The sequence below is a fragment of the Rhodococcus marinonascens NBRC 14363 genome (genome assembly GCF_001894885.1).
Lineage (GTDB): Bacteria > Actinomycetota > Actinomycetes > Mycobacteriales > Mycobacteriaceae > Rhodococcus_F > Rhodococcus_F marinonascens.
The window spans coordinates 25,472-51,383 of the sequence record NZ_BCXB01000010.1 but is presented as its reverse complement, the minus strand read 5'-3'; the positions used below and the strand labels follow the sequence as shown (position 1 = coordinate 51,383).

The following is a 25,912-nucleotide window of genomic DNA, read 5'->3' as shown; positions in this document are numbered from 1 at the left end:
TGGTGCAAATTACCCGCCCGGTCCGACAGATCATGCCTTGGCGATCGCCGCCCGCACTCCCTCACCGAGTTCGACGGCGTCGTCCTCCACGTCGGCCAGTTTCAGGTCGACGGCAAGGATCTCACCCGCGATCAATCCTTGGTGGGCCACCGCCCAGTCCCGTCGTTCCGCCGGCACCTCGAGAACGACGGTGATCCGGTCGGACACCTCGAGTCCGGCGGCACGGCGCGCGTCCTGCAACTCGCGGATGCGGTCTTTCGCCCAGCCCTCGGCCTCCAGTTCCTCCGTGACCACCGAATCCAGCAGCACCAGGCCAGCGCCGTCGGGCAGCGCCGCCGTCGACTCCGGCTCTGCGGCAACGAGCCGCCGCGTGTACTCCTCGGGCAGCAACGCGATCCCCGCCGCGACCACGACACCGTCCGAATTCTCCGACCAGTCGCCGGCCTTGACCGCCTTGATGACGGTCTGCACATCCTTGCCCAGGCGCGGTCCCGCAGCCCGGGCATTGACGACGAGTTCGAACCGGCCGTGCGCGGCGACGTCGGTGGTGAGATCCACCCTCTTGACGTTGACCTCGTCTGCGATGAGATCCAGGAAGGGACGCAGACGCTCGGCGTCGTCGGATGCCACCGTCACCTCAGGCAGCGGCAACCGCACCCGGAGATTCTGGGCCTTGCGGAGTCCGAGGACAGTCGAGCACACCGACCGGACCTCGTCCATCGCCGACACCAGGTCCGTATCAGCGGGGAGTGCATCAGCCTTGCTTCCCGGGAGCTCCGCAGGCTCCGCTCCTGCCCTCCCTAGGAGCTCCGCAGGCTCCGCTCCTGCCGGCCAGTCCGCGAGATGCACCGAACGCCCACCCGTCAGCCCGCGCCAGATCACCTCACTGATCAGGGGCAACAACGGTGCGGCAAGCCGGGTGACGACCTCGAGCACGGTATGCAGGGTGTCGACGGCGTCGCGATCCTCGTTCCAGAAGCGTGCACGCGACCGGCGCACGTACCAGTTCGTCAACGCGTCGCAGAACGTGCGTAGTTCGTCGCAGGCACCGGCAATGTCGATCGTCTCGAGCGCGTCGGTAATCACATCCCGGGTGCCAGCAAGCTTCGCGAGAATGTACCGATCCAGGACGTTCTCCGAATCCGTCCGCCACGTGCCTGATTTCGGCGCGTACAACTGCAAAAAGCTCCACGCGTTCCACAGCGGCAGCAGCGCATGCCGGACACCCTCACGGATGCCCTGCTCCGTGACGACGAGGTTTCCGCCGCGCAGGATCGGCGAGGACATGAGGAACCATCGCATGGCGTCCGAGCCGTCGCGCTCGAACACCTCGTTGACGTCCGGGTAGTTGCCCTTCGACTTGCTCATCTTCAGGCCGTCTTCACCGAGAACGATGCCGTGTGCTGCAACGGTTTTGAAGGCAGGACGATCGAACAGTGCAGTGGACAGCACGTGCAGGGTGTAGAACCAGCCACGGGTCTGCCCGCTGTACTCGACGATGAAGTCGCCCGGAAAGTGGCCCGCACCCGTGGTCGGGCCCGCAAGCGACCCCCCTGCGTCAAAGGTCGGGCCCGCAAGCGACCCCCCTGCGTCAAAGGTCGGGCCCGCAAGCGACCCCCCTGCGTCAAAGGTCGGGCCCGCAAGCGACCCCCCTGCGTCAAAGGTCGGGCCCGCAAGCGACCCTCCGTCGAACCACTCCTTGTTCTCGAACGGGTAGTGCACCTGCGCGTACGGCATCGAACCCGACTCGAACCAGCAGTCGAGCACCTCAGGCACGCGTCGCATCATCGACTTACCGGTCGGGTCGTCCGGGTTAGGACGCACCAGATCATCGATCATCGGCCGGTGCAGATCGGTCGGACGCACACCGAAGTCTCGCTCGAGGTCGTCGAGCGAGCCGTACACGTCCGTGCGCGGATACGCCGGGTCGTCGGACACCCACACCGGGATCGGACTGCCCCAGTACCGGTTACGGCTGATGTTCCAGTCTCGCGCACCCTCGAGCCACTTGCCGAACTGTCCGTCGCGGATGTGCTCCGGCATCCAGGTAATGTCCTGATTCAGTTCCACCATGCGGTCACGGAACTTCGTCACAGCGACGAACCATGACGGGACAGCCATGTAAATGAGCGGCTTCCCGCTGCGCCAACTGTGCGGGTACGAGTGCTCGATCGTCTCGTGCCGCAGCAACTTTCCAGCAGCCTTCAGATCCTTGATGATCACCGCGTTCGCGTCGAACACCTGGAGACCCTCGTAACGGGGCACCATCGCTGTGAACTTGCCGGCCGGGTCGAGCGGTTGAACGATCTCGATCCCGTTCGCCGTGGCACAATCCATGTCCTCCTCACCAAAAGCCGGTGCGAGGTGCACGATTCCGGTACCGGACTCCGTCGTGACGTAGTCGGCGGAGATGACGCGGTGCGCGTTGTTATGTCCGAGAAAGAAGTCGAACGGTGGATCGTAGCTGAGCCCGAGGAGGTCCGAACCAGGGTGCTCGGACACCACCGTCGGTGACTCACCTAGCTCGCGGGCATAGTGCGTCAACCGGTCCTTGGCCAACACGTAGCGCTTTCCGTCCACCGCGATCTGGACGTAGGCGATATCTGGGTGAACGGCGACCGCGAGGTTGGACGGCAGCGTCCACGGAGTGGTAGTCCAGATGAGCGCATTCGCGCCATCGAGCGGTCCGTGGCCGTGTAGCGGCATATCGACCGTGACTGCCGGATCCTGGCGCATCTTGTATGCGTCGTCAAGCCGTGTCTCCTGGTTCGACAGCGGCGTCTGCTCGTACCAGCTGTAGGGCAGAACCCGGAACCCCTGGTAGATCAACCCCTTGTCGAAGAGTTCCTTGAACGCCCACATCACCGACTCCATGAAGTCGAGGTCGAGGGTCTTGTAGTCGTTGTCGAAGTCGACCCACCTGGCCTGGCGTGTGACGTAGCTACGCCATTCGTCCGTGTAGCGCAGGACCGACGACTTGCAATACTCGTTGAACGTCTCGAGACCCATGACATCGATCTCGGACTTTTCTTGGATGCCGAGTTGCTTCTCGGCCTCGAGTTCCGCGGGTAGTCCGTGACAGTCCCAACCGAATCGGCGCTCGACCTTCTTGCCCCGCATTGTCTGGAACCGCGGGATGACGTCCTTGACGTACCCCGTCAGGAGGTGACCGTAGTGCGGGAGACCGTTGGCGAACGGCGGGCCGTCGTAGAAAACGAACTCGGGGGCACCGTCACGTTGGGCAATCGATGCGCGGAAGGTATCGTCCTCCTCCCAGCCTGCCAGCACGCGTTGCTCGATGCGCGGGAACCTGACACCGGCATCCTCCGCGACGCCGTAGTCGACCTTGGGGTAGGACTCATTGCTGCTGTTCACTTTGCTGGTCTTGGTCACCGGCAAACTCCTCGTGCCTGACGTGCTCGGCACGGGGACGACGGGGACGCCTCGTGCGTCACCACCGCGGTACCACCCCGCTTGCAACCCCTCAGGGCGCCTCTCGGTGCCGGGCTGTGACGGGCCCGCCCGTTCGGTTCTACTGAGCCGGTATCCCGACTGTTCTTCCGAAGACTCCCCGGTGATGGCCGGATCTCCGCCGTATCTTTCTGTCTGAAATTTGTCGCTGAATGCAGTCTAGTCGGCCAAGTCGGGACCGACCCAGTCGCCGTCATCACGCAGGCCGGCCGTGTTCCTGCCCGTGAGGGGCGGCCGTCTTCTTACCGGAGAGTGCACTGACGAGCAGTAGGACTGCTCCAGCGACGCACACTACGATGCATCCCCAGGCCCAGATGACCGAGCCAGTGGTTACGGCCACCACCAGGAGCGCGAACCCCACTGCTGCTAGTGCGAGTGTCACGACCAGCACGGCTCACCTCTATCCGGGCCCGACTGGCTGTGCATCTCCTGCGCGCTCAGTCAGCTGGCACCCTTGGCGTAGGACTGGCTGTAGTTAGACTGCGAACCGCCCTGCGCGAACGAATCCTGACCGCCGTCCACCGGAACCGCCGATCCACGCTGCTCCAGTTCCTCGAGCTGCGATTCCAGGTACGACTTCAGGCGAACACGGTATTCGCGCTCGAAGGTCTTGAGCTGTTCGATACGGCCCTCCAGCACAGACCGTTGCTGGTTGATCGTCGCCATGATCTCGGTGTGCTTCTTCTCGGCGTCCGCCTGGAGTGCGTCGGCCTTTTCCTTGGCCTGGCGCAACTGAGTCTCGGAACGAGTCTGAGCGTCCGTGATCAGCGCTTCCGACTTCTGACGAGCATCCGAGATCATCGTCTGGGAACGCGTACGAGCATCGCTCACAAGCTGCTCGGAATTCGTGCGCGCATTGCCAAGCAGTTGCTCGGATTCGGTCTTCGCATCGCTCGTGAGACGGTCTGCCATCTCCTGCGCGAGACCCAGGACCTTGGCGGCCTGCATGTGAGCATCGGCGCCCTGAGCGGGGGCCGACGCGGCTGCCGCAGGCGCCATCGCGGGCGCCTTCGGCTGCTCGACCACGCGAGCCTGCTCCGCCTTGACAGCGGGACTCTGTGCGGCCGACGCGGGTCGCGGGCTCTTCTTCTCATCGGCGAGTTCTTGGTCGAGTTCGGCCACTCGCTGACGAAGGTCGGCGTTCTCCTCGATCAGGCTCGACAACTCTTGCTCGACGAGATCGAGGAACGCATCGACCTCGTCTTCGTTGTAGCCCCGCTTACCGATCGGTGGCTTGCTGAACGCGACATTGTGAACATCAGCTGGAGTCAGCGGCATGGAAGGATCCCTTCGCGCATCATTGGCGGTCGAGCAAGCAATCAGTTACAAGACAGTCTACGGAACGATGAAACAAGACTGGATCAATGTCGACCATTCTGTCACACCAAACCAGTAGCACGTGCTTGTCCCTGAACGATCGTCATCAGGATGAACACGATGAACAGCAAGACCATGATGGACAGATCCAACCGAACCCCACCGAGATTGATCGGGGGGATCAACCGCCGAAGCAGCTTGACCGGTGGATCCGTGACCGTAAAAACCGCTTCGAGAACGACGACCACAACGCCGGACGGCCGCCAGTCCCGTGCGAAAGTTCGTATGAATTCGATAATTATTCTGCTGATGAGCAGCAGCCAAAAAACGAACAGTATCAAGTAGATCACCGAGAACAAGGCCACACCTTCACTCTGCCTGAGAATATCCGCTTCATCAAAACCGCCACGCAGCCAGGGCGTTCTCCGCCACAGTCACCGAGGTCGGCCCGTTCCGGATATTCGATCCCGATTGTCGTCTCCACCCGCCACGATCCGCCCAGCCCTGGGTCTACTTCTGACTGTAGAAGCCTGTCTCCGCGATCCGGCGACGCTCCTCTGCAGACACATCGATATCTGCGGGTGAGAGCAAGAACACCTTCGTCGCCACCTTGTCGAAAGATCCGCGCAACGCGAAGGCGAGTCCCGCAGCGAAATCCACGAGTCGCTTGGCGTCGGCATTACTCATCTCGACGAGGTCCATGATGACGGGCGTTCCTTCTCGGAACCGCTCACCGATGGTGCGGGCCTCGCCGTAGTCGCGAGGGCGAAGCGTCGTGATCTTGGACAGGGGTCCACCTTCGTCGAAGAGGGGTCCGCGGTGACTCTCCACCCGCTCTGAGCGGTTGTCGACGGCAAGCGCGCCGCGTGTGCTGCCGCGCACTGCGCCGCTCGCACCCGAACGGGCCGATCGGATGCCCACCGGCTCTACCCGCGACGAGTGCCGCGGAGCCTCGTAGCGGTCGAACTCTTCATCGCGTTCATCGCGTTCATCGCGGCGACCGGGAGCGTAAGCAGCCTTACTGAAGGACGGTTCCGCGAAATCACGATCATCGCGGTCGGGATATGAATCGCGTCCGCCGTCGCGGGCAGGGCGAGCAGTCCGTCGAGCACGTTCCGGCTCGTCCAGGTACTCGTCCTCGTAATCGTCGAGGGGAACCATGCCGAAGTAAGCCTTGAACTTGTGAAGACTGCTCATTGATCGACCTTCCTTGGCGTGGCGGACAAAATCCTACTGCATTCAGTAGCAGCGGTGCGGACCGGTAGTCGATCACCTGGGCGATCTATTTCGAGGTTATAGGCCTCGAACCCAACAGGGCCGTTCCGACACGCACGCAGGTGGACCCGTGTCGAACAGCATGCTCGAGATCATTCGTCATACCAGCCGAGAGTTCCGTCGCCTCCGGATATTCGAGGCGCAGTCGCGCGTGAATTTCCTGCAATTCCCCGAACGCCGCATCCGGGTCGGCATCGATGGGCGGAATCGCCATCAATCCTCGATAGTCCAAACCCGGCGACGATTGCACCTGCTCGGCGAGGTATTCGAGATCGGAGATGGCCGCCCCGCCCCGCTGCGGGTCACCGTCGAGACTCACCTGGAGCAGTACCCGCAGGGGTTGGGCCCGCTCCCCAGCCTCGAGTGCGGTCGCCGCAGCGCGGCCGAGTGCGCCGATGAGTCGTTCCCGGTCCAGCGAGTGAATGCAGTAAGCCCAGCCCGCAACCGCCCGGGACTTGTTGCGCTGTAGGTGCCCGATCATATGCCACCGCACCGACTGATCGGCCACCTCCGCGCGGAAGGCCTCGATCTTCGAAGTGGCCTCCTGCTCCCGCGCCTCCGCGAAATCCCTGCACCCGAGGTCGTAGAGAATACGGACGTCCGATTCCGGGAAGAACTTGGTAACTGGAAGGAGCGAAACCTCCAAGGGATCCCGACCCGCCGTCCGGCAAGCCGCATCGAGCCGTTCGCGCACGGCCTTCAGTGCCGCCTCGATCTCGTCGACCCTGTTCATCGTTTTCACACCCACACCCTGAATCTCTCACCGTCGCCGGCAGCGATCACACGCCGACTACCCAATATCCATCCAGATCACCGCAGCGAGGCGGCCAGTCGGAGCCTCCCGGCGGTGACTGAACAGAGTCCGGTCCTCGATGGTGCACCGCGGATCCTCCGCGACCCCCGAGACGCCCGCATCCAGGAGTTGCCGACGAATGCCGGCGCGCAGGTCGAGGCCGGGCGTTCCCTTGACAGTGCGCGTAGCACTACCTGGGAGGAACTTCTCGACGTCCGCCTGCATCGCCGCCGGAACCTCGTACTGGCGACCGCTCGCAGCCGGCCCCAGGAACCCGCCGATCCGCTCGATTCGCGCACCCTGCGCCACCATGACGTCGAGAACCCGCGGAACGATGCGGATGCGGGCGCCGATCCGGCCGGCATGGACGGCAGCGATCACACCCGCCTCGTCGTCGGACAACAGCACCGGTACGCAGTCGGCACTCAAAGTCGCGAGCGCAAGTCCCGGCACCTTCGTCACCACCGCATCCGTGGCGGGTACGACCGTGTCGGTGGGGCCGTCGACCACAGTCACGTTGCGACCATGAATCTGCTCCATCCAGATCAGATGGTCGCCCGCAACGCCGATCCGCTCCGCCAGTCGCCGCCGGTTCGCTTGGACCGCCGCGGGGTCGTCCCCGACGTGATCACCGAGATTGAACGAGTCGTACGGCGCGACGGACGCACCCCCCACGCGGGAGGTGACGACTCGTCGAACCCGAAACTTTGGGGTGGACCGCGGACTCAACGCATGAAGTCGGGCACGTTGATGTCGTCTTCGCTGTCCTCGTCGAACGCGGGCGCAGTACGGGACTGGCCCTTGCCCGGAAGTGGAGGCAGGCTGTTCGAACCCCGGTGCGGGGGGGCGATCGTTTCGCGCGTCACCGAAACCGACTCGCTCTGCTGCTCGGCCGGCGCTGAATCGCCTGCGCGTGCAGCACCGATGGCGCTACGACTTGCCACGCCGGACTCGACGGGACGACGAGTCGGAGTGCCTCCGTCGAACCCGGCGGCGATGACGGTGACACGCACCTCGTCGCCGAGCGAATCGTCGATGACGGTGCCGAAGATGATGTTGGCGTCGATGTGGGCAGCTTCCTGCACCAGTGACGCGGCCTCGTTGATCTCGAACAGGCCGAGGTCACTACCACCGGCAATCGACAGCAGCACGCCACGCGCACCTTCCATCGACGCCTCCAGAAGTGGAGAGTTGATCGCTGATTCCGCCGCCTTGATGGCCCGACCCTCCCCACGCGAGGATCCGATGCCCATCAGCGCACTGCCCGCACCGGACATGACACCCTTGACGTCGGCGAAGTCGACGTTGATCAGACCCGGGGTCGTGATGAGGTCGGTGATGCCCTGGACGCCGTTGAGCAGCACCTCGTCTGCACTGATGAAAGCATCCATCAGGCTGACTGCGGCGTCACCGAGTTGCAGCAGGCGATCGTTCGGGATGACGATGAGCGTGTCGCAGGATTCACGCAACGACTGAATGCCCGTGTCGGCCTGGCCTCCGCGCCGCTTGCCCTCGAATGAGAACGGGCGCGTGACGACACCGACGGTGAGCGCCCCGAGCTTGCGCGCGATGCTCGCCACGACCGGCGCGCCGCCGGTGCCCGTACCGCCGCCCTCGCCCGCGGTCACGAACACCATGTCGGAGCCCTTGAGGACTTCCTCGATCTCGTCCTTGTGGTCTTCGGCGGCCTTGCGGCCGACTTCGGGATCCGCGCCGGCACCGAGCCCACGGGTGAGTTCTCGGCCAACGTCGAGTTTGACGTCGGCATCGCTCATCAGCAGCGCTTGCGCGTCGGTGTTGACGGCGATGAACTCGACTCCCTTGAGACCCTGGTCGATCATCCGGTTGACTGCGTTCACGCCGCCGCCGCCGATGCCGACGACCTTGATTACGGCGAGGTAGTTATGCGGGGGCGTCATCGGCTCTCGCCTTCCGTGAGTGTGAATCGCGCTTTCGTACAACACATCAGCCGAGACGATGCCTCGACCTAAACCATAGGGTTACGTTTATGTCAAGTGCTCGACTAAAGCGAAACGCTATGCACCGGTTCAGGGATACGCCATTAGGCGCGCCGAGGCGCACCAAGTTATTTGACGAACCCGCACACCGGTTTCGCATCCGAGTCCCGCTCCCTCATCGTACCGTCGGCAGATCGGGACTCGACACGTCGTACGTCTGCCCGGACTGGGTCAGCAGGGGCAGGGCGACAGCACCCTTGCGCGCGGAGTTCTCCGCACCTCCCCACACCACAGCCCGACCGTCGAGCAGGGTCACCGATATGTCCGAAATCGAAGTCGCGGCAATCTGCCCCACCTGACCTCGCAGTTGCGGCGGCATCGACTCCAGCACGTCGAGTGCCGCCTCGGTCGATGGATCACCCCAACCCGGCTTCTCTGTCACCAGTCGCGGAACACCGGGCGGCGGGGGCGCAATCTCGTAGTCGACGGCATCCGCGTCGAGGAGGTGAGTACCGCCTGGCGTGTCGATGAACACGACGGGCACCCGATCGGTCACCGTGACCCGGATCGAGGACGGATACACACGTTGCACCCGCACAGACGCCACCTTGGGAATCTCCGCGACCCGTTGCGCGGCAGACTCCGTGTCGACGCGCAACAACGGTTGCCCATGCTGGACTGCCAAGACCAGGCGGATCTGCTCCTCGGGGATCGACGTGGCACCCGCGACGTCGATCTCGCGCACCGACAGCAGCGGCGTGAACCATGCGACGAGACCGAGCGCTACGGCCACGACGACACCGACGACACCCATCGCCGATGGCCTGCGGTACCACGGCCGGGGTGGCTCGTCAGCCGTTGCCGGCCTCCGCGCCGCCGAGGCCGATTCCTGCGTGTGCCCCATGCCTGAATCGGCGGCCGCCGAGGTCCGTTTGCGCGATGTCGTGCGTTCAGCCGCCGCGCCCCGGGCGCCGGTCGAACGCCCCTGCGACCGACTGCGCTGGGTGGCGCGGCGGACTGGGCGCTCGGACCGGCCGCGACGCTCCTGCGTCATCGCGGCGGGTCGTGGCGGGGGGCCGCACGCAGGGCATCGAGGATCTGGTTGCCGAGCATCGTCACGTCACCCGCACCCATGGTGATCACGACGTCGCCAGGCGACGCGAGGGCCGCGACCTGACGCGGCACCTGCGACAGATCGGGCTGATAGTGCACCGGCTTGGACACCGCCAGCGCGACCAGTGCGCCGCTGACACCAGGGAGTGGTTCTTCCCTGGCGCCGTAGACGTCGAGCACCATGACCTCGTCTGCGAGGTCGAGTGCGTTACCGAATTCCTTCGCGAATGTTGCTGTGCGAGAGTACAGGTGGGGCTGAAACACGACGATGACTTTACCCCTGCGCACCGAGTCCTCGGACTCGCGACGGTCAGCCTCGTCGGGTTTGGGAACCAGATCGGCGGCGGCACCGAGCACGGCGCGGACCTCCGTCGGATGATGCGCGTAGTCATCGAACACGCGGACCCCGTGTTCGCGCCCGGTGAACTGGAACCGGCGGTGCACTCCCCCGAATCCGGCGATGCCTTCGAGGATCTCGTCCACGTCGGCACCGGCTTCGCGTGCCGCGAGTATGGCGGCCAGGGCGTTGAGCGCCATGTGCCGGCCCGGCACTCCCATCCGGACGGTCCTCGGCTCATGTTCTCCTGCCAACTGAAACTGCAGGACTCCGCCGACGTCCCTGGCCTCGAAGCTGAGCAGTCGCGCACCGACCTCGACGCCGTCGACCGGATCGAAAGCGCCGCCCTCGTTCTCCGCACTGCCGTATCCGAGCACCCGCACGCCCGGCAGCTGCTTGGCTGTCACCCGTTGGGCGAGCGCGGCAGATCCGGGATCGTCGAGGCAGGCGATGAGCAGACCCCCGCGTGAGAGCTTGGCAGCGAAGTCGTCGAACACCTGCGTGTATGCCTCGGGAGTGCCGAAGTGATCGAGATGGTCCGCCTCGATATTCGTCACGACGACGACGTCGGGGTCGTACTGGAGCAGCGAACCGTCACTCTCGTCGGCCTCTGCCACGAATACGTCACCGCTGCCGTGATGGGCGTTGGTGCCCGCCTCGTTCAGTTCACCGCCGACGGCGAACGACGGATCGAACACGCAATGTTGCAATGCCACCACCACCATCGACGTCGTCGACGTCTTACCGTGGGTGCCCGACACCAGCAGGGTGCGGTGCCCCCGCATCAAAGAGGCGAGGACCGTGGGGCGCAAGATCACCGGGATGCCGCGCCTGGCCGCCTCCACCAGTTCCGAGTTGTCCTTGGGGATCGCGGCGTGCGTGGTGACCACTACCGTCGGGCCGCCGGGCAGAAGGTCGAGGGCACTGCCGTCGTGGCCGATGCGGACCTGCGCACCACGAGCACGAAGGGCCAGTACGCCGCGGCTCTCCTTGGCGTCAGATCCGGACACCTGCCCACCCCGGGCCAGCAGGATCCGCGCGATTCCAGACATTCCGGCTCCGCCGATCCCGACCATGTGGACGCGTTCCAAATCCGCGGGCAAATCGGTCATCAGGTTCCCCTTGTCAGCGCGGCCACGTCGAGCACGATCCGCGCAACCTCGGCGGCTGCGCTCCGGTGACCCGCCCCGGCCGCGCGGCGTCCCATGTCCTCGAGTCGCACGGGGTCGCGCAGCAGAGGGATCACGGTCTCCGCGACGAATCCGGCGGACAGGTCTCCATCGGAGACGATCATGCCACCCCCGGCCGCGACAACCGGTCGCGCATTCAGTTCCTGCTCGCCGTTGCCGTGCGGCAGCGGCACGTACACCGCAGGCAAGCCTACGGCCGACACCTCTGCCACTGTCATGGCGCCGGAACGGCAGATTGCGACGTCCGCCGCCGAATACGCGAGGTCCATCCGCGACAGATACGGAACGGCGACGTAGGGCGGCCCACCCTTCGTCGCGGGAACGTCGAGGGTGTTTTTCGGTCCGTGCGCGTGTATGACGGCCACACCGGCCGCGGCGAGTGACCCGGCCGCAGCCGACACGGCGTCGTTGAGCGACCGGGCGCCCTGCGAGCCACCGAAGACCAGCAGAACCGGACCCTCCGCAGGAAGCCCGAAGTATTCCCGTGCCTGCGCCCGCAGCGCAGTTCGGTCCAGACCGGTGATCGACGCCCTCACCGGGATTCCGAGAATCTCGGCATCCGAGCGCCCGCGCGCCGCGACACCGGAACCTGCGACCGCGGCGAGGACGCGGGCGGCACGCCGGGCCCCGATCTTGTTCGCGATTCCGGCGCTCGCGTTCGCCTCGTGGACCACGATCGGAATCCGGCGCCTGCGGCGAAGCAACCCCCGCCCGGCAGCCAAATATGCTGGCACGGCGACGTAGCCTCCGAAGCCGACGATCACGTCGGCTTCGGTTCTGTCGAGCACCTCGCGGGTCCGCCGGACGGACTCTCGAAGTCGACCGGGAAGCCTCAGTAGATCGAGTGAAAGCTTGCGCGGCAGCGGCACCGGAGGAATGAGCTCCAACGGGTAGCCGCGCCCCGGAACCAGGGCGGTCTCGAGACCACGCGCCGTGCCGATCGCAGTTACCACCACGTTGTAGTCGATCGCCTTGATCGCATCGGCCACTGCCAGAGCGGGTTCGATATGCCCTGCGGTGCCACCACCGGCCACGATCACCGACAGGACAGACTTGTCGCCGCTCACCTACGAAATCCTCGCTCTCCTGCTCGGCCGCCCGAGCTTCGCTGTTGACGTACACCCCGTTCGGGTTTGCCGCCCTTGCCACCGCGTGCGGATCGGCCCTTCTCGTATGAGACGCTGCGTGTACGCGCAGCCGCCTCGCGACCCGCACGCCGATCCGCCTCCGCGCGCCGTACCGCCTCTGCACGCACAGCCTCGGCCCTCATCGGCGAGTACGCATCAGGCTTGCGCAGTCGCAGAAGGCGCCCGAAGCGGCCGTCCTGACCCGAGTTCAGCGCCGCAACCGCCTCCGGTTCGTGCCGCGCCGCATTGGCTACGAGGCCGAACATGAACAAAGTAGTGGCCGTCGACGTTCCGCCCGCAGACACCAGTGGCAACTGCAGTCCGGTGACCGGCAGCAACCCGATCACATAACCCACGTTGATGAACGCCTGGCCGGTGATCCACACCGTGGCCGTACCTGTGAGTAACCGCAGAAACGGATCGACCGAACGCGCCGAGACACGGAGCCCGGTGTACACGAACAGACCGAACAATCCGAGCACCGCTGCGCCGCCGAGGTACCCGAGTTCCTCACCGATGATCGCGAAGATGAAATCATTGTGCGCGTTCGGCAGGTAACTCCACTTCGCGCGACTCTGCCCTAGACCGCGCCCCAGTATTCCGCCGTCCGCGAGCGAATACATCGCCTGCCGCGACTGGTAGCCGGCGCCCTGCGGGTCGGTACCCGGATTGAAGAACTCACGCATCCGTGCAGACCGGTAGCCCGCAGTGAGCGCCAGAATCACAGTGCCGACGAGCCCTGTACCGACGATCGCAATGAACAGCTTGAGCGGCAGTCCCGCGAACCACAGCAACGCCAACACGATGATGGCCAGCGAGACCGTAGTTCCGAGGTCGGGTTGCAAGAGGATCAGTACGAGCGCCACAAGCGTCGCCGGAATGAGCGGAACGAGCATGCCCCCGACACTCGGGATGTCGCGCCGCCGCGACGCCAGAATGTGCGCACCCCAGACAGCCAGCGCGATCTTTGCCAACTCGGAGGGCTGCAGCGAGAATCCGGCGACCACGAACCAGCCGCGGGTGCCCTGGGATTTGGTGCCGATACCGGGGATCAGGACCAGCACGAGGAGGATGATCGTGCTTGCGAACGCCAGGAACGACGATCTGCGCATCATCCGGATCGGGAGCTGCAGCGCCACATAGAAGAGGACGACACCGAGACCCGCGAAGAGCACCTGACGGGTGAACAGGGTGTAGGCCGAACCATCGGAGGCGTACGCCTCGACGCTGGACGACGACAGCACCATCACCAGGCCGAGCACCGTCAGCAGAGCCGCGATGGTCACTACGAGGTGGAACGAGGCCAGCGGCCGGGACAACCAGGTCCCGATTCGGGTACGCGGTGCCCGCGGTGGTGGCTTGCGCGTTCGTGGGGCGGACGGTGCTCGACTCGAGACTCCCGCCGCCGCCGTGCGAGCAGGGGCCCGCTGCCTGTCGGGAACGCGGCGGGTCCGTGATCCGGCCGAGGTCATCGCAGTTTCCTGGAGATGTCCGATTCGTCGAGCGCACCGACGGCGTCCGCGAAGCTACGTCCCCGGTGGCCGTAGTTGTCGAACATGTCGAGGGACGCGGCAGCGGGCGCCAGAACGACGGCGTCGCCCGCTGCCGCCATTGCTGCAGCCTCACGGACGACAACGCCCATCAGGGCGTCACCATCGGTATCCGGGGGGAGTACCACCCGTAGTGCCGCGGTCTGCGTCCAATTTTGTGCGCCCCGCGCCCGTGGGACTTCGATCACTCCTGTATCGTCTCCCGTTTCGACACCGACCACGGGTACCTCGGGGGCGTGTCGCGAAAGCGACTCTGCAATCTGCACCGCATCGAGCCCCAGTAGCACAGCTCCTGAAAGGCGTCCGGCGACCTCCTGAACCAGGTCGTCGACCCGCGCACCCTTGAGCAGGCCACCGGCGATCCACACCACCCGCTCGTGGGCGAGAATCGATGAACGGGCTGCGTGCGGGTTGGTGGCCTTGGAATCGTCGACGAACGTCACACCCCCGACAACGGCGACGCTCTCCGCCCGGTGCGGACCCACCACGTGGGTGGCGAGACCGTCGGCGACGGCATCCGACGTGACGCCGACCGCCCGCGCAAGTGCCGCGGCTGCCAGTGCGTCCATCAGCCCGGCTGGTCCGGGCGGGATGATCCCCTCCGCCGGCGCCAGCCGCTCCCCGTCGGCGAACGCGCGGTCGAGGAGATACCCATCTTCGACACCCAACTCACCCGACGCAGGCACGCCCAGCCGGAAACCCAGGGTCCGAGGGGCCGGCGACGAAGAGAAGAGCGACGACGCGACGGCGTCATCCAAACCCAGCACCGCGACCTCGCCGGACAACGCGCGCGACTTCGCGTCGATGTACGCCTGCATGCCCCCGTGCCAGTCGAGGTGGTCTTCCGCGATATTGAGGATCACCCCGGCTGTGGGCCGGACGGACTGTGTCCAGTGCAACTGGAAGGAGGAGAGTTCCACGGCGAGCACCTCCGCCCGGGGCGTGGTCTTCCGTAAGGCGTCGAGTACGGGTAGTCCGATGTTGCCGCAGGCAAGGCTCGGCAACCCTGCCGCCTCTAGGATGGCGTGCAGCATCGAGGTCGTGGTGGTCTTGCCGTTGGTGCCGGTCACGACCAGCCACCGACGCGGCCGTCCATACAGCCCGGCTCGATCCACCCGCCAGGAGAGTTCGATGTCGCCCCAGACGGGCACCGCTTCCCTCGCAGCCAGAGACAGCAGAGGCGCGTCTGGGCGGAACCCCGGGCTGGCCACGACCAGCGCGAATTCGGCGATGCGGCCCCGATCAGGGAGCAAGTTGTCGAGCGGAACCGTCGTAGCCCCGATACGTGCACACGCGGCGAGAGCGTGAACGTCCGAGTCGGTGACGGTCACAAAGGCGCCGAGGTCATTGAGTGGCTCTATGGTAGCCCTGCCGGAGATACCCGCGCCGGCGACGAGAACACGGCGACCATGCAGCCAATCGAGCTCACCGCGTTCCTCCGCCACGCCGTCAGCCCCCGACCGCTGCCAGGTACTCGCTGTAGAACAGCGCCAGCCCAACCGCCGAGGCGATCGCCGCCAGCAACCAGAAGCGGATGATCACAGTGGTTTCCGCCCATCCCGCAAGTTCGAAGTGGTGGTGGAATGGGGCCATCCGGAAAACCCGTCTTCGACTGGACCGGAACACCGCGACCTGGATCACCACCGATGCCGCCTCGGCGACGAACAGCGCACCGATCACGACCATGAGCAGTTCTGTGCGAGTCGTGATCGACAAACCTGCAAGCAGGCCACCGAGCGCGAGGGATCCGGTGTCGCCCATGAAAATCTTGGCAGGCGCAGCGTTCCACCACAGGAATCCGATGCACGCACCGGCAGCCGACGCGCAGATCAGCGCGAGGTCGAGTGGATCCCGGACGTCATAGCAGCCCTGAACGATAATCCTCCCGCACGCGTTGTGGTACTGCCAAAACGTGATGATCACGTAGGCCCCGAGCACGAGGCTCATCGAACCGGCGGCCAGGCCGTCCAGGCCGTCAGTAAGATTGACGGCGTTCGACCAGGCGCTGACCAGCAGATAACAGAAGGCCACGAACACGACCGAGCCCAACGAGACCGTCGCGATGTCGCGGACGTACGACAGGTGGGCACTTCCGGGTGTGAGACCGTCCGCGCCGCGGAACTGCAGGGCGAGGATGCCGAACGCAACGGCGGCGACCAACTGGCCGACCAGTTTCGCCGTCTTGTTCAATCCCAGGTTGCGCTGCTTGCGAATCTTGATGAAATCGTCGAGGAAGCCGACGCCACCCAGTGCGGTCGTCAGACCCAGCACCAGAAGTCCCGACGCCGACGGCCCGTCCGCGTTGTAGCCAATGCCGATCAGATGCGAACCCCAGTAGCCGGCCCACAGTCCGGCGAGGATGGCGACGCCGCCCATGGTCGGGGTGCCGCGCTTCGACTGGTGACTCGCCGGACCCTCGACCCGAATCTCTTGGCCGAATCCCTGACGGGAGAAGGCCTTGACCAGAACCGGAGTCAACATGATCGAGACGGCGAGCGCGATGCCCGCCGCGAAGAGGATCTGTCTCACCGTGTGGCCTCCGAACCCTTCGGTTCCGTGCTTCCCGCCAGCAACGCGTCTGCGACCTCCCATAACCCGACCGAATTCGACCCTTTGACCAGCACCAGATCACCCGGTTCCACTTCTTCTTCGAGCAACGCGATTGCGGCTTTGATGTCGGGAACGAGAATCGACTCTTCGCCCCACGAACCCTCCATGACCGCACCCTGGTGCATGGCGCGGGAGGGCCGGCCCGTTCCGACGACGATCAGTCGGCTCACGTCCAGCCGGACTGCAAATCTACCGATGGCATCATGTTCGACCACTGATTCCGGGCCCAGCTCGCCCATTTCTCCGAGTACGGCCCAACTCCGCCGCGCCGCTCCGCGACCCGTCCTCGCCATCGACACCAGCGCCTTGAGGGCTGCCCGCATCGAGTCGGGATTCGCATTGTACGAATCGTTCACCACCGTGACACCGTGGGGACCGTCGCGGACATCCATCCGACGAGCCGACACCGCGGAGGCGACGCCCAGTGCCCGCGCGACCTGCTCGAGATCGGCTCCGCATTCGAGAGCCACCGCTGCAGCTGCGAGCGCATTGCCGATCTGGTGTTCACCATGCACGACCAGCGACACCCGAACGCTGCCCGCCGGGGTGGTGAGCGTGAAACGTGCGCTGGCCTTCTCGTCGAGGGCGACGTCGGTTGCCCGCACGTCTGCAGATTCCGACTGGCCGACCAATACCACCCGCGCCGACGTGCGTGACGCCATCGCCGACACGAGCGGATCGTCGGCGTTGAGGATCGCGACGCCACCATCGGCGGCGGACGGCAGCGATTCCGCGAGTTCACCTTTGGCTGCGGCGATAGCGTCCCGCGAACCGAACTCGCCGAGATGTGCCGTTCCGACGTTGAGAACTACCCCGATCCTCGGGGCCGCGATGTTCGCGAGGGAGGCGATGTGGCCGCGGCTGCGGGCCGACATCTCCAGGACGAGAAACCGCGTGTCTGCATCCGCTCGAAGCGCGGTCCAGGGGTGTCCGAGTTCATTGTTGAACGATCCGGGCGGCGCGACCACCGAGCCCAGCGGACGCAGGACTGCGGCGAGCAAATCCTTGGTGGACGTCTTTCCGGCGGATCCGGTGACGCCTACGACAGTCAACCCATTCGCGACGAGGCCGTCGACGGAGGCACGCGCGAGTGCCGCCAGAGCCGCCAGCACAGCGGCGCCCGATCCGTCGGCGTCATACTCGAGGGCCATCGCGCGGCTGGGGACATCGCTGGGCGTCGGGGACACCACGATGGCGGGAACACCTACCGGCCGGGCAGCCAGGACCGCCACAGCGCCAGCCTCGACGGCGGCGGCGGCATGGTCGTGGCCGTCGACCCGGGCGCCGGGCAGAGCGAGGAACAGTCCGCCGTCGGCAATTTCGCGCGAATCGAACTCGACCGTTCCGGTCACCTCGGCGCACGGATCGTCGACGTCGTGTAGTTCACCGCCCACAATCTGCGCGATGCGCGCGAGTGTCATCGGGATCATTGCGCTTCTCCGACTACTCGTTCGATCGCGGCGCCCAGTACGTCGCGGTCGTCAAATGGGTACTTCACCCCGTGTATCTCCTGACCGATCTCGTGTCCCTTACCCGCAACCAGGACCACATCGCCTGCCTGCACCCAACCGACGGCGTCGGCGATCGCCCTCGCTCGGTCGGCCACTTCCCATACATGTCCCCGCTCGGATTCGGGCACCGCGAGAGCTCCCTCCCGGACCGCGGCCCTGATCGTGGCCGGATCCTCGGTACGCGGGTTGTCGTCGGTGATGACCACGAGGTCGGCGCCTCGCGCGGCCGCGGCACCCATCAGGGGCCGCTTCTGCGCGTCACGGTCACCGCCGGCACCCACGACAATGACGATCCGGCCCTGTACCTGTTCACGCAAAGTCGCGATCACCGCGTCGAGCGCAGCAGGTTTGTGCGCATAATCGACAACGGCGAGGAAGTCTTGTCCCCGATCGATTCGTTCTACCCGGCCCGGCACGTCGACGGCGGCGATACCCTCGAGGGCGTCGTGCGGGTCGACACCCAGGGCGGCACACAGCGCGATGGCGAGGGATGCGTTGGCCACGTTGTACCGGCCGGGTAGTCGGAGCACCACGTCGAACGTCGTCCCGTCTGCGGTCGTGAGGCCGAAGGTCTGCGTGCCCGACGGCGACACCGTTGCGGGTCCTGCTCTCCACGACGCGCCCGCGACCTCAGGCGTGGTGGCTACCGTCGTCACGGCCGAATGCGCACCGCGCGCCACGTCGGCCATGCGCTGCCCCCACCTGTCGTCGACGCAGATGACAGCGCGTTCGGCGTGCGTCAGCGAATCGGCGGAGAAGAGGCGGGCCTTGGCAGCGAAGTAGTCCTCGAAGTCGCGGTGGAAGTCCAGGTGGTCCCGTGAGAGGTTAGTGAAGGCACTTACGTCGAAACGAACACCGTCGACACGGCCGAGGGACAGCGCGTGACTGGACACCTCCATGATTACGGTATCGACCCCTTGCTCCAACATGACCGCAAACAGAGCGTGGAGCTGCGGGGCCTCCGGGGTCGTGAGTGCGCTAGGTACCCGCCGTCCACCCATACGAATCTCGATGGTGCCGACGAGGCCTGTCGTTCGACCGGCCGCGATGAGCGCAGACTCGAGTAGATACGACGTCGTGGTCTTGCCCGACGTTCCAGTGATCCCAATGACCTGCATCTTCTCGGAAGGCCGACCGTAGATGGTGGCCGACAATTCACCCAAGACCCCGCGTGGGTCGTCGTGGACGAGCACCGGCACCTCGGATGCGAGGTGGGACACGCGCGCAAATCCAACCTTGTCGGTGAGGATGGCGGTCGCTCCGCGTTCGAGGGCCTCGGCGGCGAACTCTGCCCCGTGTGTTCGTGCCCCGGGAAGGCCCGCGAACAGGTCGCCGGCCGCGATCGCCTGAGCGCGCAGGCTCACTCCGGTCACGATCACATCATCCGCGACTCCCGCGAGTGCCTCGACTTGCGCGCCGATGAGCGCGGCCAGGGCGCCGACCGCGGTACGGACCGGCTGATCGGGACGAAGGATGTCGGAGACCTTCACCTCCATTGACGCCGGTTGCGGGCGAGGCGGAACGGGCACCGGACTCCTCTCGGATGTCGATTTCACTGTTGACAACGGCCGCCGTGCACGTTCGGGTGCAGAGTGCTGACGCGGCAACTCACTGCGCCCACGCGAAAGACTGTGTTCACGTCAGCGGCCGACGTGTCAGATTACCGCGACCGATCTCGAAACCCGATTCGGCCGACCTTCGATCAATCGACTTGCAACATCAGCTTGCGACCGGGGTCCGGGGACATCGGCACACTGTCGCGTTGCAGCATCCAGGATGCGATGTTGTGAAACAGGGGTGCAGCGGACTGCCCGCCGGAACCATCTGTGCTGCGTGTCGGCGCGTTGAGCATGATTCCGACGACGTACCGCGGGTCGTCGGCGGGAGCGATCCCAGCGAACGTGATCCAGTAGTTCGAGTTCGAATAGCATCTGCACGCGGGGTCGACCTGCTGGGCCGTCCCCGTCTTACCGCTGATCTGGTATCCGTCGACGGCTGCCTGCACCCCGGTTCCCCGCTGGTTTCCCGTGTCGTTCTGGGTGACGGCCCGGAACATGTCTCGTACGGTCGTTGCGGTCTGCGGGCTGACGACTGTCACCTCCTCGGGTTTCTCCGTCTCAGTCCGGTTTCCGGATGCATCGATGGTCGCCTGAACGATGCGGGGCGGGATACGGACTCCGTCGTTGGCGATGGCCTGGTACATGCCGGTCATTTGCAACAACGTCATCGACAGACCCTGACCGATGGGAAGATTCGCGAACGTACCTCCCGACCATTGGTCGCGGCTCGGCACGATGCCTGCACTCTCATGGGGAAGCCCGACGTCGGTGCGCCGACCAAGGCCGAACTTCGATAACATTTCCGCATATCGGTCCTCACCCACTCGCTGAGCCAACATCAGCGTGCCCACGTTCGAGGACTTACCGAACACTCCGGTGGTTGTGTAGGGGACTACACCGTGCGCCCATGCGTCCTTCACCGTCACGCCCGCCATGTGAATGCTGCCCGGGACCTGGAGCACCTCGTCCGGCGTGGTCAGCCCGTACTCGATCGCTGCGGCGGCAGTGACGATCTTGTTGACAGAACCCGGTTCGAACGGCGTGGTGACCGGCAGGTTGCCCAATTGAACGGACCGCGGATTGTTACCCACCCCGATCGCCGGGTTGAACGTGTCGTCATTCGACATGGCGAGCACCTCACCGGTGCGGGCGTCCAGGACCACCACCGACGCATCCTGGGCGCCGGACAAGTCCTTTGCCGCCTGCACCTGCTGTTGTACGTAGTACTGCAGATCGGAGTCGATGGTGAGTTCGACACTCGATCCGTTCACAGCCGGTTGTTCGTCACGCGTGCTACCGGGAATCACCGCGCCATCGGACCCGCGGTCGTACGTCTGCGATCCGTCGGTGCCGGCGAGAGTGGAATCGAGTAAGTCCTCGAGACCGAGCAACCCGTGACCATCCCAACCGGTGGCACCGACGATGTTGGCCGCGAGAGATCCACCCGGATACTCACGGACGTCCTGACGTTCGAGGCCAACTTCCGGAAACTTGTCGCTGACCTGCGCGGCGACCGCAGGATCGACGCTGCGGGCGAGATAGACGAAGGTGTCGTCGCTGTGAAGTTTTTCCTTCAGATCCTCTTCGGGCGCGGCCTCGCCGAGTCGGTCGTGAATCTCCTTCGCGATGGCGTCGAGCCGCGAATCCACGTCGGGAGCGGTCTCGCTCTTGGCTTTCGCTTCCTCGAGGTCCTGACGAACACGCGTGGGCTGGAAGGTCAGCGCCTTCGCTTCCATAGTGAACGCGATGGGATTGGCGCTGCGGTCGGTGATCGAACCACGCAGCGCCGGATCCACCTCGGTGGTAGAGCGTTGATCCGCCGCCTCGGCCGACAGCCGCGGAGCGTCGACGACCTGGATCCACAGAAGTTGCAGCGCGGCAACACCGAGCGCTCCGAACATCATCATGCGTCCGATCCGCTGTCTGAACGGAAAGGCCGCCGAACCGGCGCCCTTGGGGCGCCGGTTGCGACTTCTCGGAGCGTTTCGGCTCACCGGCGACCACCGGGCGGTGGTGCAGTCGTCGGTGTGGTGGTCGACGGGATCACCGGAACGAGTTGTTCACCCCGAGCCTGAATTTCTGGGCTGTGACCAGATTGCGGTGTGGCGCGCGGCGACTGGGTGATGGCACCGCGGGTCGGCGCGGTCGGGACAAGGATGCCCTCGTTCGTGGACGGAGCGGCGACGTCGAGCGGCGGCACCGGGGAACCTGAAGCCGGGGCGGGAGTTCCGACGACCTCGACACTGCCGTCGGCATGGACGACGAGTCGCGCCGGATCCTTCGCCGGCACCATGCCGAGTTTGGCTGCTTCCTCCGCCAGTTTCGGCGCGGAGTTCGCGGTCTCGACGTCACGTTGCAGCGCAGCCTTCTCTTGCGCAAGGGATTGGTTGTGGGCACGTGCAGCACTCAGCTGATACGAGTCCTCCGCGGAACGCGTGGTCAGCAGCAGGGTCACGGCGAGGCCGATACCGAGCAGTCCGATGATCGTCGCCACGAACGGGATGCGGGCGGCGACCACGGTGCGGTTCCGACCGGACACGGTGGCGGCGGAGCTACCGCTCGCGGACGCACGCTGCGTGCGCTTCTTGTACGCACGCTCTGCGGCGCCCGAACGCTTTTCCGCACGTACGGGCCGCGTTTCGGTGGAACTCACCTGAATCGTCATGCCGCCGACCTCCTGGCAATTCTTTCTGCAGCGCGCAACCGCACCGGGGCTGATCGTGGGTTCTCTTCAACTTCTTGTTCGGACGCGCGTTCCGCCCCTCGTGTGAGGATGCGAAACTCGGGACCCATCCCAGGCAGTTCGACAGGAAGCCCTTCGGGGCTCTTCGACTTCGACCTGGGTGTGATTTCCTGCTTGACGACCCTGTCTTCTAATGATTGGTACGACATGAACACGACGCGTCCCTTGACGGTCAACGCGTCGAGAGCAGCCGGTATCGCGGTGCGTAGTGAATCGAGCTCACCGTTGACCTCCACCCGAAGTGCTTGGAACGTCCGTTTGGCAGGATGTCCGCCGGTACGGCGGGTCGCCGCAGGAATGGCGCGGTAGAGCAACTCGACCAGCGCCGCACTGGTGGTGAACGGCTCCTTCGCGCGCTGCCGGACGATCTCCGACGCGATCTTGCCGGCGAATCGCTCTTCACCGTAGGTGCTGAGGACCCGAGCGAGATCGCCGTGACCATAGGTGTTGAGCACCCCCGCCGCGGTGATACCGGTGGTGGGGTCCATCCGCATATCGAGAGGCGCGTCGATGGAATACGCGAACCCGCGGTCCGATTCATCGAGTTGCATCGACGACACACCGAGATCGAACAGGATCCCGTTAACCGACTCCTCCGCGGGCAGATCCGCCTGACCGAGCGCATCCTCGATGCCGTCGTATCGAGTGTGAACGAATGTGATCCGCCCTGCATACGGCGCGAGCCTGCCGCGGGCGATCTCGAGCGCATTCGGATCACGGTCGAGTGCGATCAATTTCAGCTGAGGGTAGGCCCGGAGAAAGTGCTCGGAGTGTCCACCGAGACCGAGTGTCGCATCGATCATTACCGCTCCCCCACCCTGGGGGTCGTTCACGGTGAGCGCCGGACCCAGGAGTTCGAGTGCACGGTGGAGCAAAACCGGGATATGACCGAAACTGTCGGCGGGCGAGGAACTCACTCCCTCCTGATCCACCATCATTCCTCCGGCTCCTGATTCTGCGGTGCGGGTGAACCTATCCGGTGCCCGGGTTTCCACTACTTGAACTTCCTTTGTCGGCCGGCTGCCTTAGCGAATGCCTCGAGGTCCCTGTCCGAGAAGGAAACCTGGCGCTGGGGAAGTGCGTCAGGGTTCCGTCGGACAGAGGCCTCGCGGCACTCGAGATCAGGCTCATACGATCTCGCCCAGCGCGACTCCTGTTGCCTGCGAGTAGCTCTCCTCGTTCTCCTCGACGTAGGTCCGCCAGGATCGTGCATCCCAGATTTCGAGGAAATCGACCGAACCAATCACTACGCAGTCCTTGGAGAGACCCGCGTAGCGACGGTGATCTGCCGAGAGGGTGATGCGCCCCTGGGCATCTGCATGCTGCTCGTCGGTGCCCGCTGCCAGTCCGCGAACGAATGCCCGCGCTTCCGCATCGCTTCTCGACGCTGCCGCGGCCTTGCGAGCAAGGCCGGCGAACTCTTCTCGGGGATACACCGCGAGGCTGTGATCCTGACCCTTGGTGACCATCAACCCTCCCGCCAGTGCATCCCGGAACTTCGCAGGCAATGTGAGCCGCCCCTTGTCGTCGAGCTTGGGCGTGTAAGTACCGAGAAACACTCGACACCTCCCGCCACATTCATGTCGAACGCCACACCCCGGCGGTTCACCTTCGCTCCCCGCTGTACACCACAGTACCCCACATTCCCCCACCCATAAGGAAGAAAGCAGAGTGTCGTCCTCCAATCTTTTAGATATTTGCAGGTCAACGCAGATAGAAGGCGGTGGGGGAAATACGGACCTGACCGTCGACATATCGGATCCATTTCCGGCTCCACGCCGCACAGCGGCGTCGAATCCACCAGAAGCCCAGGTGAGAGGGCGGCACGCAAGCGTGGTCACCGCAACGTGGAATGCCGCGGACGCGGTTGGGGGAAGTGGGGAACGCCAGTGGGTGGTTGTGGGTAATCGCAACGACCAGGATGGTTCACTGGCCCAACCGAATTACGCAGACCGGATGCAACCGCAAGAATATTGCGAACACACTCCAAAAATGCATTAGCGGCGCGACATATTTATGTCACGCCGCCAATGCTACGAGCGAGCGATACTACTCTTGGTCGAATCTCTTTTTGAAGCGGTCTTCCATTCGTGACGAGAATCCGCCACTCTTGCGGCCGCTTCGGGGCTTGCCTCGATCGGGCCCACCTGTCCCGCCTTGTTGTGCGGTCGAACCTTGCGAGGTCGAGTCATCTTGAGATTCCTGTCCGGACTTGCTCTTATCTCCACCCCATAGGAGCAGAATTCCGGCACCGAACATGACGATGAAACCGATCAGGCTGAGGATTGGAAAATCACCCAGCCGGGTGATCGGCAGGGCAACGCCGGCGACGAGCAGGACGAGCCCAAGAACGAACAGGGCAATAGCTTGCACTCGGCGACGACTCGACGCCGCACGTATGCGACCACCTCGGACCGTCGAGGCGAATTTGGGATCCTCGGCGTAGAGAGCGCTCTCGATCTGGTCGAGCATTCGCTGCTCGTGCTCGGAGAGTGGCACGGTACCTCCCCCGGCACTGGATTGTTGGCCACCGCCTCGCGTTGCGAGTCGGTGGGTAGCCGACTTTTTGGCGACTACCTAGGTCTAATAATACGAGTAGTTCGATCCTCGTACCACCTACTCGGCGTACGAGTTCGCCACTGATCCTACGGACCGCCACGCCGATCTCCGTTCGGGGCACCGCAATCTCGCGTGCGACCCACCTCTTTCCCGCGATTTTCGGCCGTCGTCCCCGGCTAAGACGCCCGCAAATCGAGACCTGCGTCATGTCCGATGCGATCTTCGACAGCCTGCAGGAAGCGCCCGACCTCGACGAAGAACTCGTCGGCCTCCCAATCGGTCAAGATCCGCGACATACCGGCTTCGATTGCCGCACGGGTGGCCGAGTGACTGGCGAAGTAGTCGGCCCAGCTCGCCAAATCCGGCGCGGCATGGGCCAAGAGAACCCAGGCGTTACGCGTTCGTGTCCTTCGATTGCCCGACGACGTCCGCTCAGCGGTGGCCAACACCGCACCCGCCCCTCTCAGTGCAGCCAGATATGCGCTGTGGAATCGGTCTGCCGGCGCGCCCGCTCCCACCGATTGCGACAGGAGGGCGTCGGCGCGATCGAGCAGCACCGACCCTCGCCTGGACGCCGGGTCGCGCACGATTCCCGGTCGACGGGAATCCCCAGAGTTCGGTCCTGCGACCGAGTTCGTCGACACTTCGAACACCTCCCAACCCCGGTGCAACACCCCGCCGGGCATAGTCAGACCTTTGAATTCGTGCTAGGTCGGGGGTCCAGTGGTGCTCGCTTCCCTCGAGCATCGCCGGATCCCCTATATCGAACATCAGTTCGATCTATTCAATATAGCTGGAC

General features: G+C 64.9%; 22 protein-coding genes. All 22 read right to left on the bottom strand.

All coding sequences use genetic code 11. The features are described 5' to 3' along the window. Nucleotides 1-30: 30 nt before the first annotated feature. Nucleotides 31-3,393, bottom strand: a complete 3,363-nt coding sequence (locus RM2_RS25115) for an isoleucine--tRNA ligase (protein ID WP_281250405.1) — start codon at nucleotides 3,391-3,393, stop codon at nucleotides 31-33. A 274-nt stretch (nucleotides 3,394-3,667) separates the two neighbouring features. Further along, nucleotides 3,668-3,862: a hypothetical protein gene (locus tag RM2_RS09240; protein WP_072688539.1), complete on the bottom strand. Its 195-nt coding sequence runs from the start codon at nucleotides 3,860-3,862 to the stop codon at nucleotides 3,668-3,670. A 50-nt stretch (nucleotides 3,863-3,912) separates the two neighbouring features. After that, the gene (wag31, locus tag RM2_RS09235) at nucleotides 3,913-4,749 is read right to left on the bottom strand and encodes a DivIVA-like cell division protein Wag31 (protein ID WP_072688538.1); all 837 of its coding nucleotides are present in this window, start codon (nucleotides 4,747-4,749) and stop codon (nucleotides 3,913-3,915) included. Between the two features lie 101 nt (nucleotides 4,750-4,850). Beyond that, entirely contained in the window at nucleotides 4,851-5,153 is a 303-nt protein-coding gene (locus RM2_RS09230; protein ID WP_072688537.1) for a YggT family protein, read from the bottom strand. Between the two features lie 145 nt (nucleotides 5,154-5,298). Next, nucleotides 5,299-5,985, bottom strand: coding sequence for a cell division protein SepF (locus RM2_RS09225; RefSeq protein ID WP_072688536.1), 687 nt, complete (start codon nucleotides 5,983-5,985; stop codon nucleotides 5,299-5,301). A gap of 85 nt (nucleotides 5,986-6,070) precedes the next feature. Further along, nucleotides 6,071-6,796 (bottom strand): YggS family pyridoxal phosphate-dependent enzyme, encoded by a 726-nt coding sequence (locus RM2_RS09220; protein ID WP_072688659.1) that lies wholly within the window; start codon nucleotides 6,794-6,796, stop codon nucleotides 6,071-6,073. Nucleotides 6,797-6,853: 57 nt separating this feature from the next. Continuing rightward, entirely contained in the window at nucleotides 6,854-7,585 is a 732-nt protein-coding gene (gene pgeF, locus RM2_RS09215; protein WP_072688535.1) for a peptidoglycan editing factor PgeF, read from the bottom strand. After that, entirely contained in the window at nucleotides 7,582-8,775 is a 1,194-nt protein-coding gene (ftsZ, locus tag RM2_RS09210; RefSeq protein WP_072688534.1) for a cell division protein FtsZ, read from the bottom strand. The genes pgeF and ftsZ overlap by 4 nt, the downstream gene beginning before the upstream one ends. Nucleotides 8,776-8,989: 214 nt before the next feature. Beyond that, a complete protein-coding gene (locus RM2_RS09205; RefSeq protein ID WP_072688533.1) occupies nucleotides 8,990-9,628 on the bottom strand; it encodes a cell division protein FtsQ/DivIB in 639 nt (212 codons plus the stop codon). A gap of 236 nt (nucleotides 9,629-9,864) precedes the next feature. After that, nucleotides 9,865-11,376: a UDP-N-acetylmuramate--L-alanine ligase gene (murC, locus tag RM2_RS09200; protein WP_072688532.1), complete on the bottom strand. Its 1,512-nt coding sequence runs from the start codon at nucleotides 11,374-11,376 to the stop codon at nucleotides 9,865-9,867. Continuing rightward, nucleotides 11,376-12,521, bottom strand: coding sequence for an undecaprenyldiphospho-muramoylpentapeptide beta-N-acetylglucosaminyltransferase (gene murG, locus RM2_RS09195; RefSeq protein ID WP_072688531.1), 1,146 nt, complete (start codon nucleotides 12,519-12,521; stop codon nucleotides 11,376-11,378). Before murG ends, murC begins: the two co-directional genes overlap by 1 nt. Then, entirely contained in the window at nucleotides 12,518-14,053 is a 1,536-nt protein-coding gene (gene ftsW, locus RM2_RS09190; RefSeq protein ID WP_072688530.1) for a putative lipid II flippase FtsW, read from the bottom strand. Before ftsW ends, murG begins: the two co-directional genes overlap by 4 nt. Beyond that, nucleotides 14,050-15,576 carry a UDP-N-acetylmuramoyl-L-alanine--D-glutamate ligase gene (murD, locus tag RM2_RS09185; RefSeq protein WP_072688529.1) on the bottom strand — a complete coding sequence of 509 codons (1,527 nt, stop codon included), beginning with the start codon at nucleotides 15,574-15,576 and terminating at the stop codon, nucleotides 14,050-14,052. The genes ftsW and murD overlap by 4 nt, the downstream gene beginning before the upstream one ends. A 4-nt stretch (nucleotides 15,577-15,580) precedes the next feature. Beyond that, nucleotides 15,581-16,660, bottom strand: a complete 1,080-nt coding sequence (gene mraY, locus RM2_RS09180; RefSeq protein WP_072688528.1) for a phospho-N-acetylmuramoyl-pentapeptide-transferase — start codon at nucleotides 16,658-16,660, stop codon at nucleotides 15,581-15,583. After that, complete coding sequence (locus tag RM2_RS09175; RefSeq protein ID WP_072688527.1) at nucleotides 16,657-18,171, bottom strand: UDP-N-acetylmuramoyl-tripeptide--D-alanyl-D-alanine ligase; 1,515 nt, start codon at nucleotides 18,169-18,171, stop codon at nucleotides 16,657-16,659. Before RM2_RS09175 ends, mraY begins: the two co-directional genes overlap by 4 nt. After that, on the bottom strand, nucleotides 18,168-19,748 hold the full coding sequence (locus RM2_RS09170; protein ID WP_072688526.1) for a UDP-N-acetylmuramoyl-L-alanyl-D-glutamate--2,6-diaminopimelate ligase: 1,581 nt from the start codon (nucleotides 19,746-19,748) through the stop codon (nucleotides 18,168-18,170). Before RM2_RS09170 ends, RM2_RS09175 begins: the two co-directional genes overlap by 4 nt. Nucleotides 19,749-19,954: 206 nt before the next feature. Next, nucleotides 19,955-21,805, bottom strand: a complete 1,851-nt coding sequence (locus RM2_RS09165) for a peptidoglycan D,D-transpeptidase FtsI family protein (protein ID WP_072688525.1) — start codon at nucleotides 21,803-21,805, stop codon at nucleotides 19,955-19,957. Further along, nucleotides 21,802-22,476, bottom strand: coding sequence for a cell division protein FtsL (gene ftsL, locus RM2_RS09160; protein WP_072688524.1), 675 nt, complete (start codon nucleotides 22,474-22,476; stop codon nucleotides 21,802-21,804). Before ftsL ends, RM2_RS09165 begins: the two co-directional genes overlap by 4 nt. Continuing rightward, nucleotides 22,473-23,489 carry a 16S rRNA (cytosine(1402)-N(4))-methyltransferase RsmH gene (gene rsmH, locus RM2_RS09155; RefSeq protein ID WP_072688657.1) on the bottom strand — a complete coding sequence of 339 codons (1,017 nt, stop codon included), beginning with the start codon at nucleotides 23,487-23,489 and terminating at the stop codon, nucleotides 22,473-22,475. The genes ftsL and rsmH overlap by 4 nt, the downstream gene beginning before the upstream one ends. 192 nt (nucleotides 23,490-23,681) lie before the next feature. Then, nucleotides 23,682-24,113, bottom strand: a complete 432-nt coding sequence (mraZ, locus tag RM2_RS09150; protein ID WP_072688523.1) for a division/cell wall cluster transcriptional repressor MraZ — start codon at nucleotides 24,111-24,113, stop codon at nucleotides 23,682-23,684. Nucleotides 24,114-24,603: 490 nt separating this feature from the next. Next, entirely contained in the window at nucleotides 24,604-25,053 is a 450-nt protein-coding gene (locus RM2_RS09145) for an SCO2097 family morphological protein (protein ID WP_072688522.1), read from the bottom strand. A 236-nt stretch (nucleotides 25,054-25,289) separates the two neighbouring features. Then, nucleotides 25,290-25,670: an SAV_6107 family HEPN domain-containing protein gene (locus RM2_RS09140; protein WP_072688655.1), complete on the bottom strand. Its 381-nt coding sequence runs from the start codon at nucleotides 25,668-25,670 to the stop codon at nucleotides 25,290-25,292. Between the last annotated feature and the right edge of the window lie 242 nt (nucleotides 25,671-25,912).

Coding starts and splice junctions, on each gene's coding strand:
- wag31 (WP_072688538.1), bottom strand. CDS start 4,749: ATGCCGCTGACTCCAGCTGATGTTCACAATGTCGCGTTCAGCAAGCCA.
- RM2_RS09225 (WP_072688536.1), bottom strand. CDS start 5,985: ATGAGCAGTCTTCACAAGTTCAAGGCTTACTTCGGCATGGTTCCCCTC.
- RM2_RS09220 (WP_072688659.1), bottom strand. CDS start 6,796: ATGAACAGGGTCGACGAGATCGAGGCGGCACTGAAGGCCGTGCGCGAA.
- ftsZ (WP_072688534.1), bottom strand. CDS start 8,775: ATGACGCCCCCGCATAACTACCTCGCCGTAATCAAGGTCGTCGGCATC.
- RM2_RS09205 (WP_072688533.1), bottom strand. CDS start 9,628: ATGGGTGTCGTCGGTGTCGTCGTGGCCGTAGCGCTCGGTCTCGTCGCA.
- murC (WP_072688532.1), bottom strand. CDS start 11,376: ATGACCGATTTGCCCGCGGATTTGGAACGCGTCCACATGGTCGGGATC.
- ftsW (WP_072688530.1), bottom strand. CDS start 14,053: ATGACCTCGGCCGGATCACGGACCCGCCGCGTTCCCGACAGGCAGCGG.
- RM2_RS09175 (WP_072688527.1), bottom strand. CDS start 18,171: ATGATCCCGATGACACTCGCGCGCATCGCGCAGATTGTGGGCGGTGAA.
- RM2_RS09170 (WP_072688526.1), bottom strand. CDS start 19,748: ATGGAGGTGAAGGTCTCCGACATCCTTCGTCCCGATCAGCCGGTCCGT.
- ftsL (WP_072688524.1), bottom strand. CDS start 22,476: ATGACGATTCAGGTGAGTTCCACCGAAACGCGGCCCGTACGTGCGGAA.
- rsmH (WP_072688657.1), bottom strand. CDS start 23,489: ATGGTGGATCAGGAGGGAGTGAGTTCCTCGCCCGCCGACAGTTTCGGT.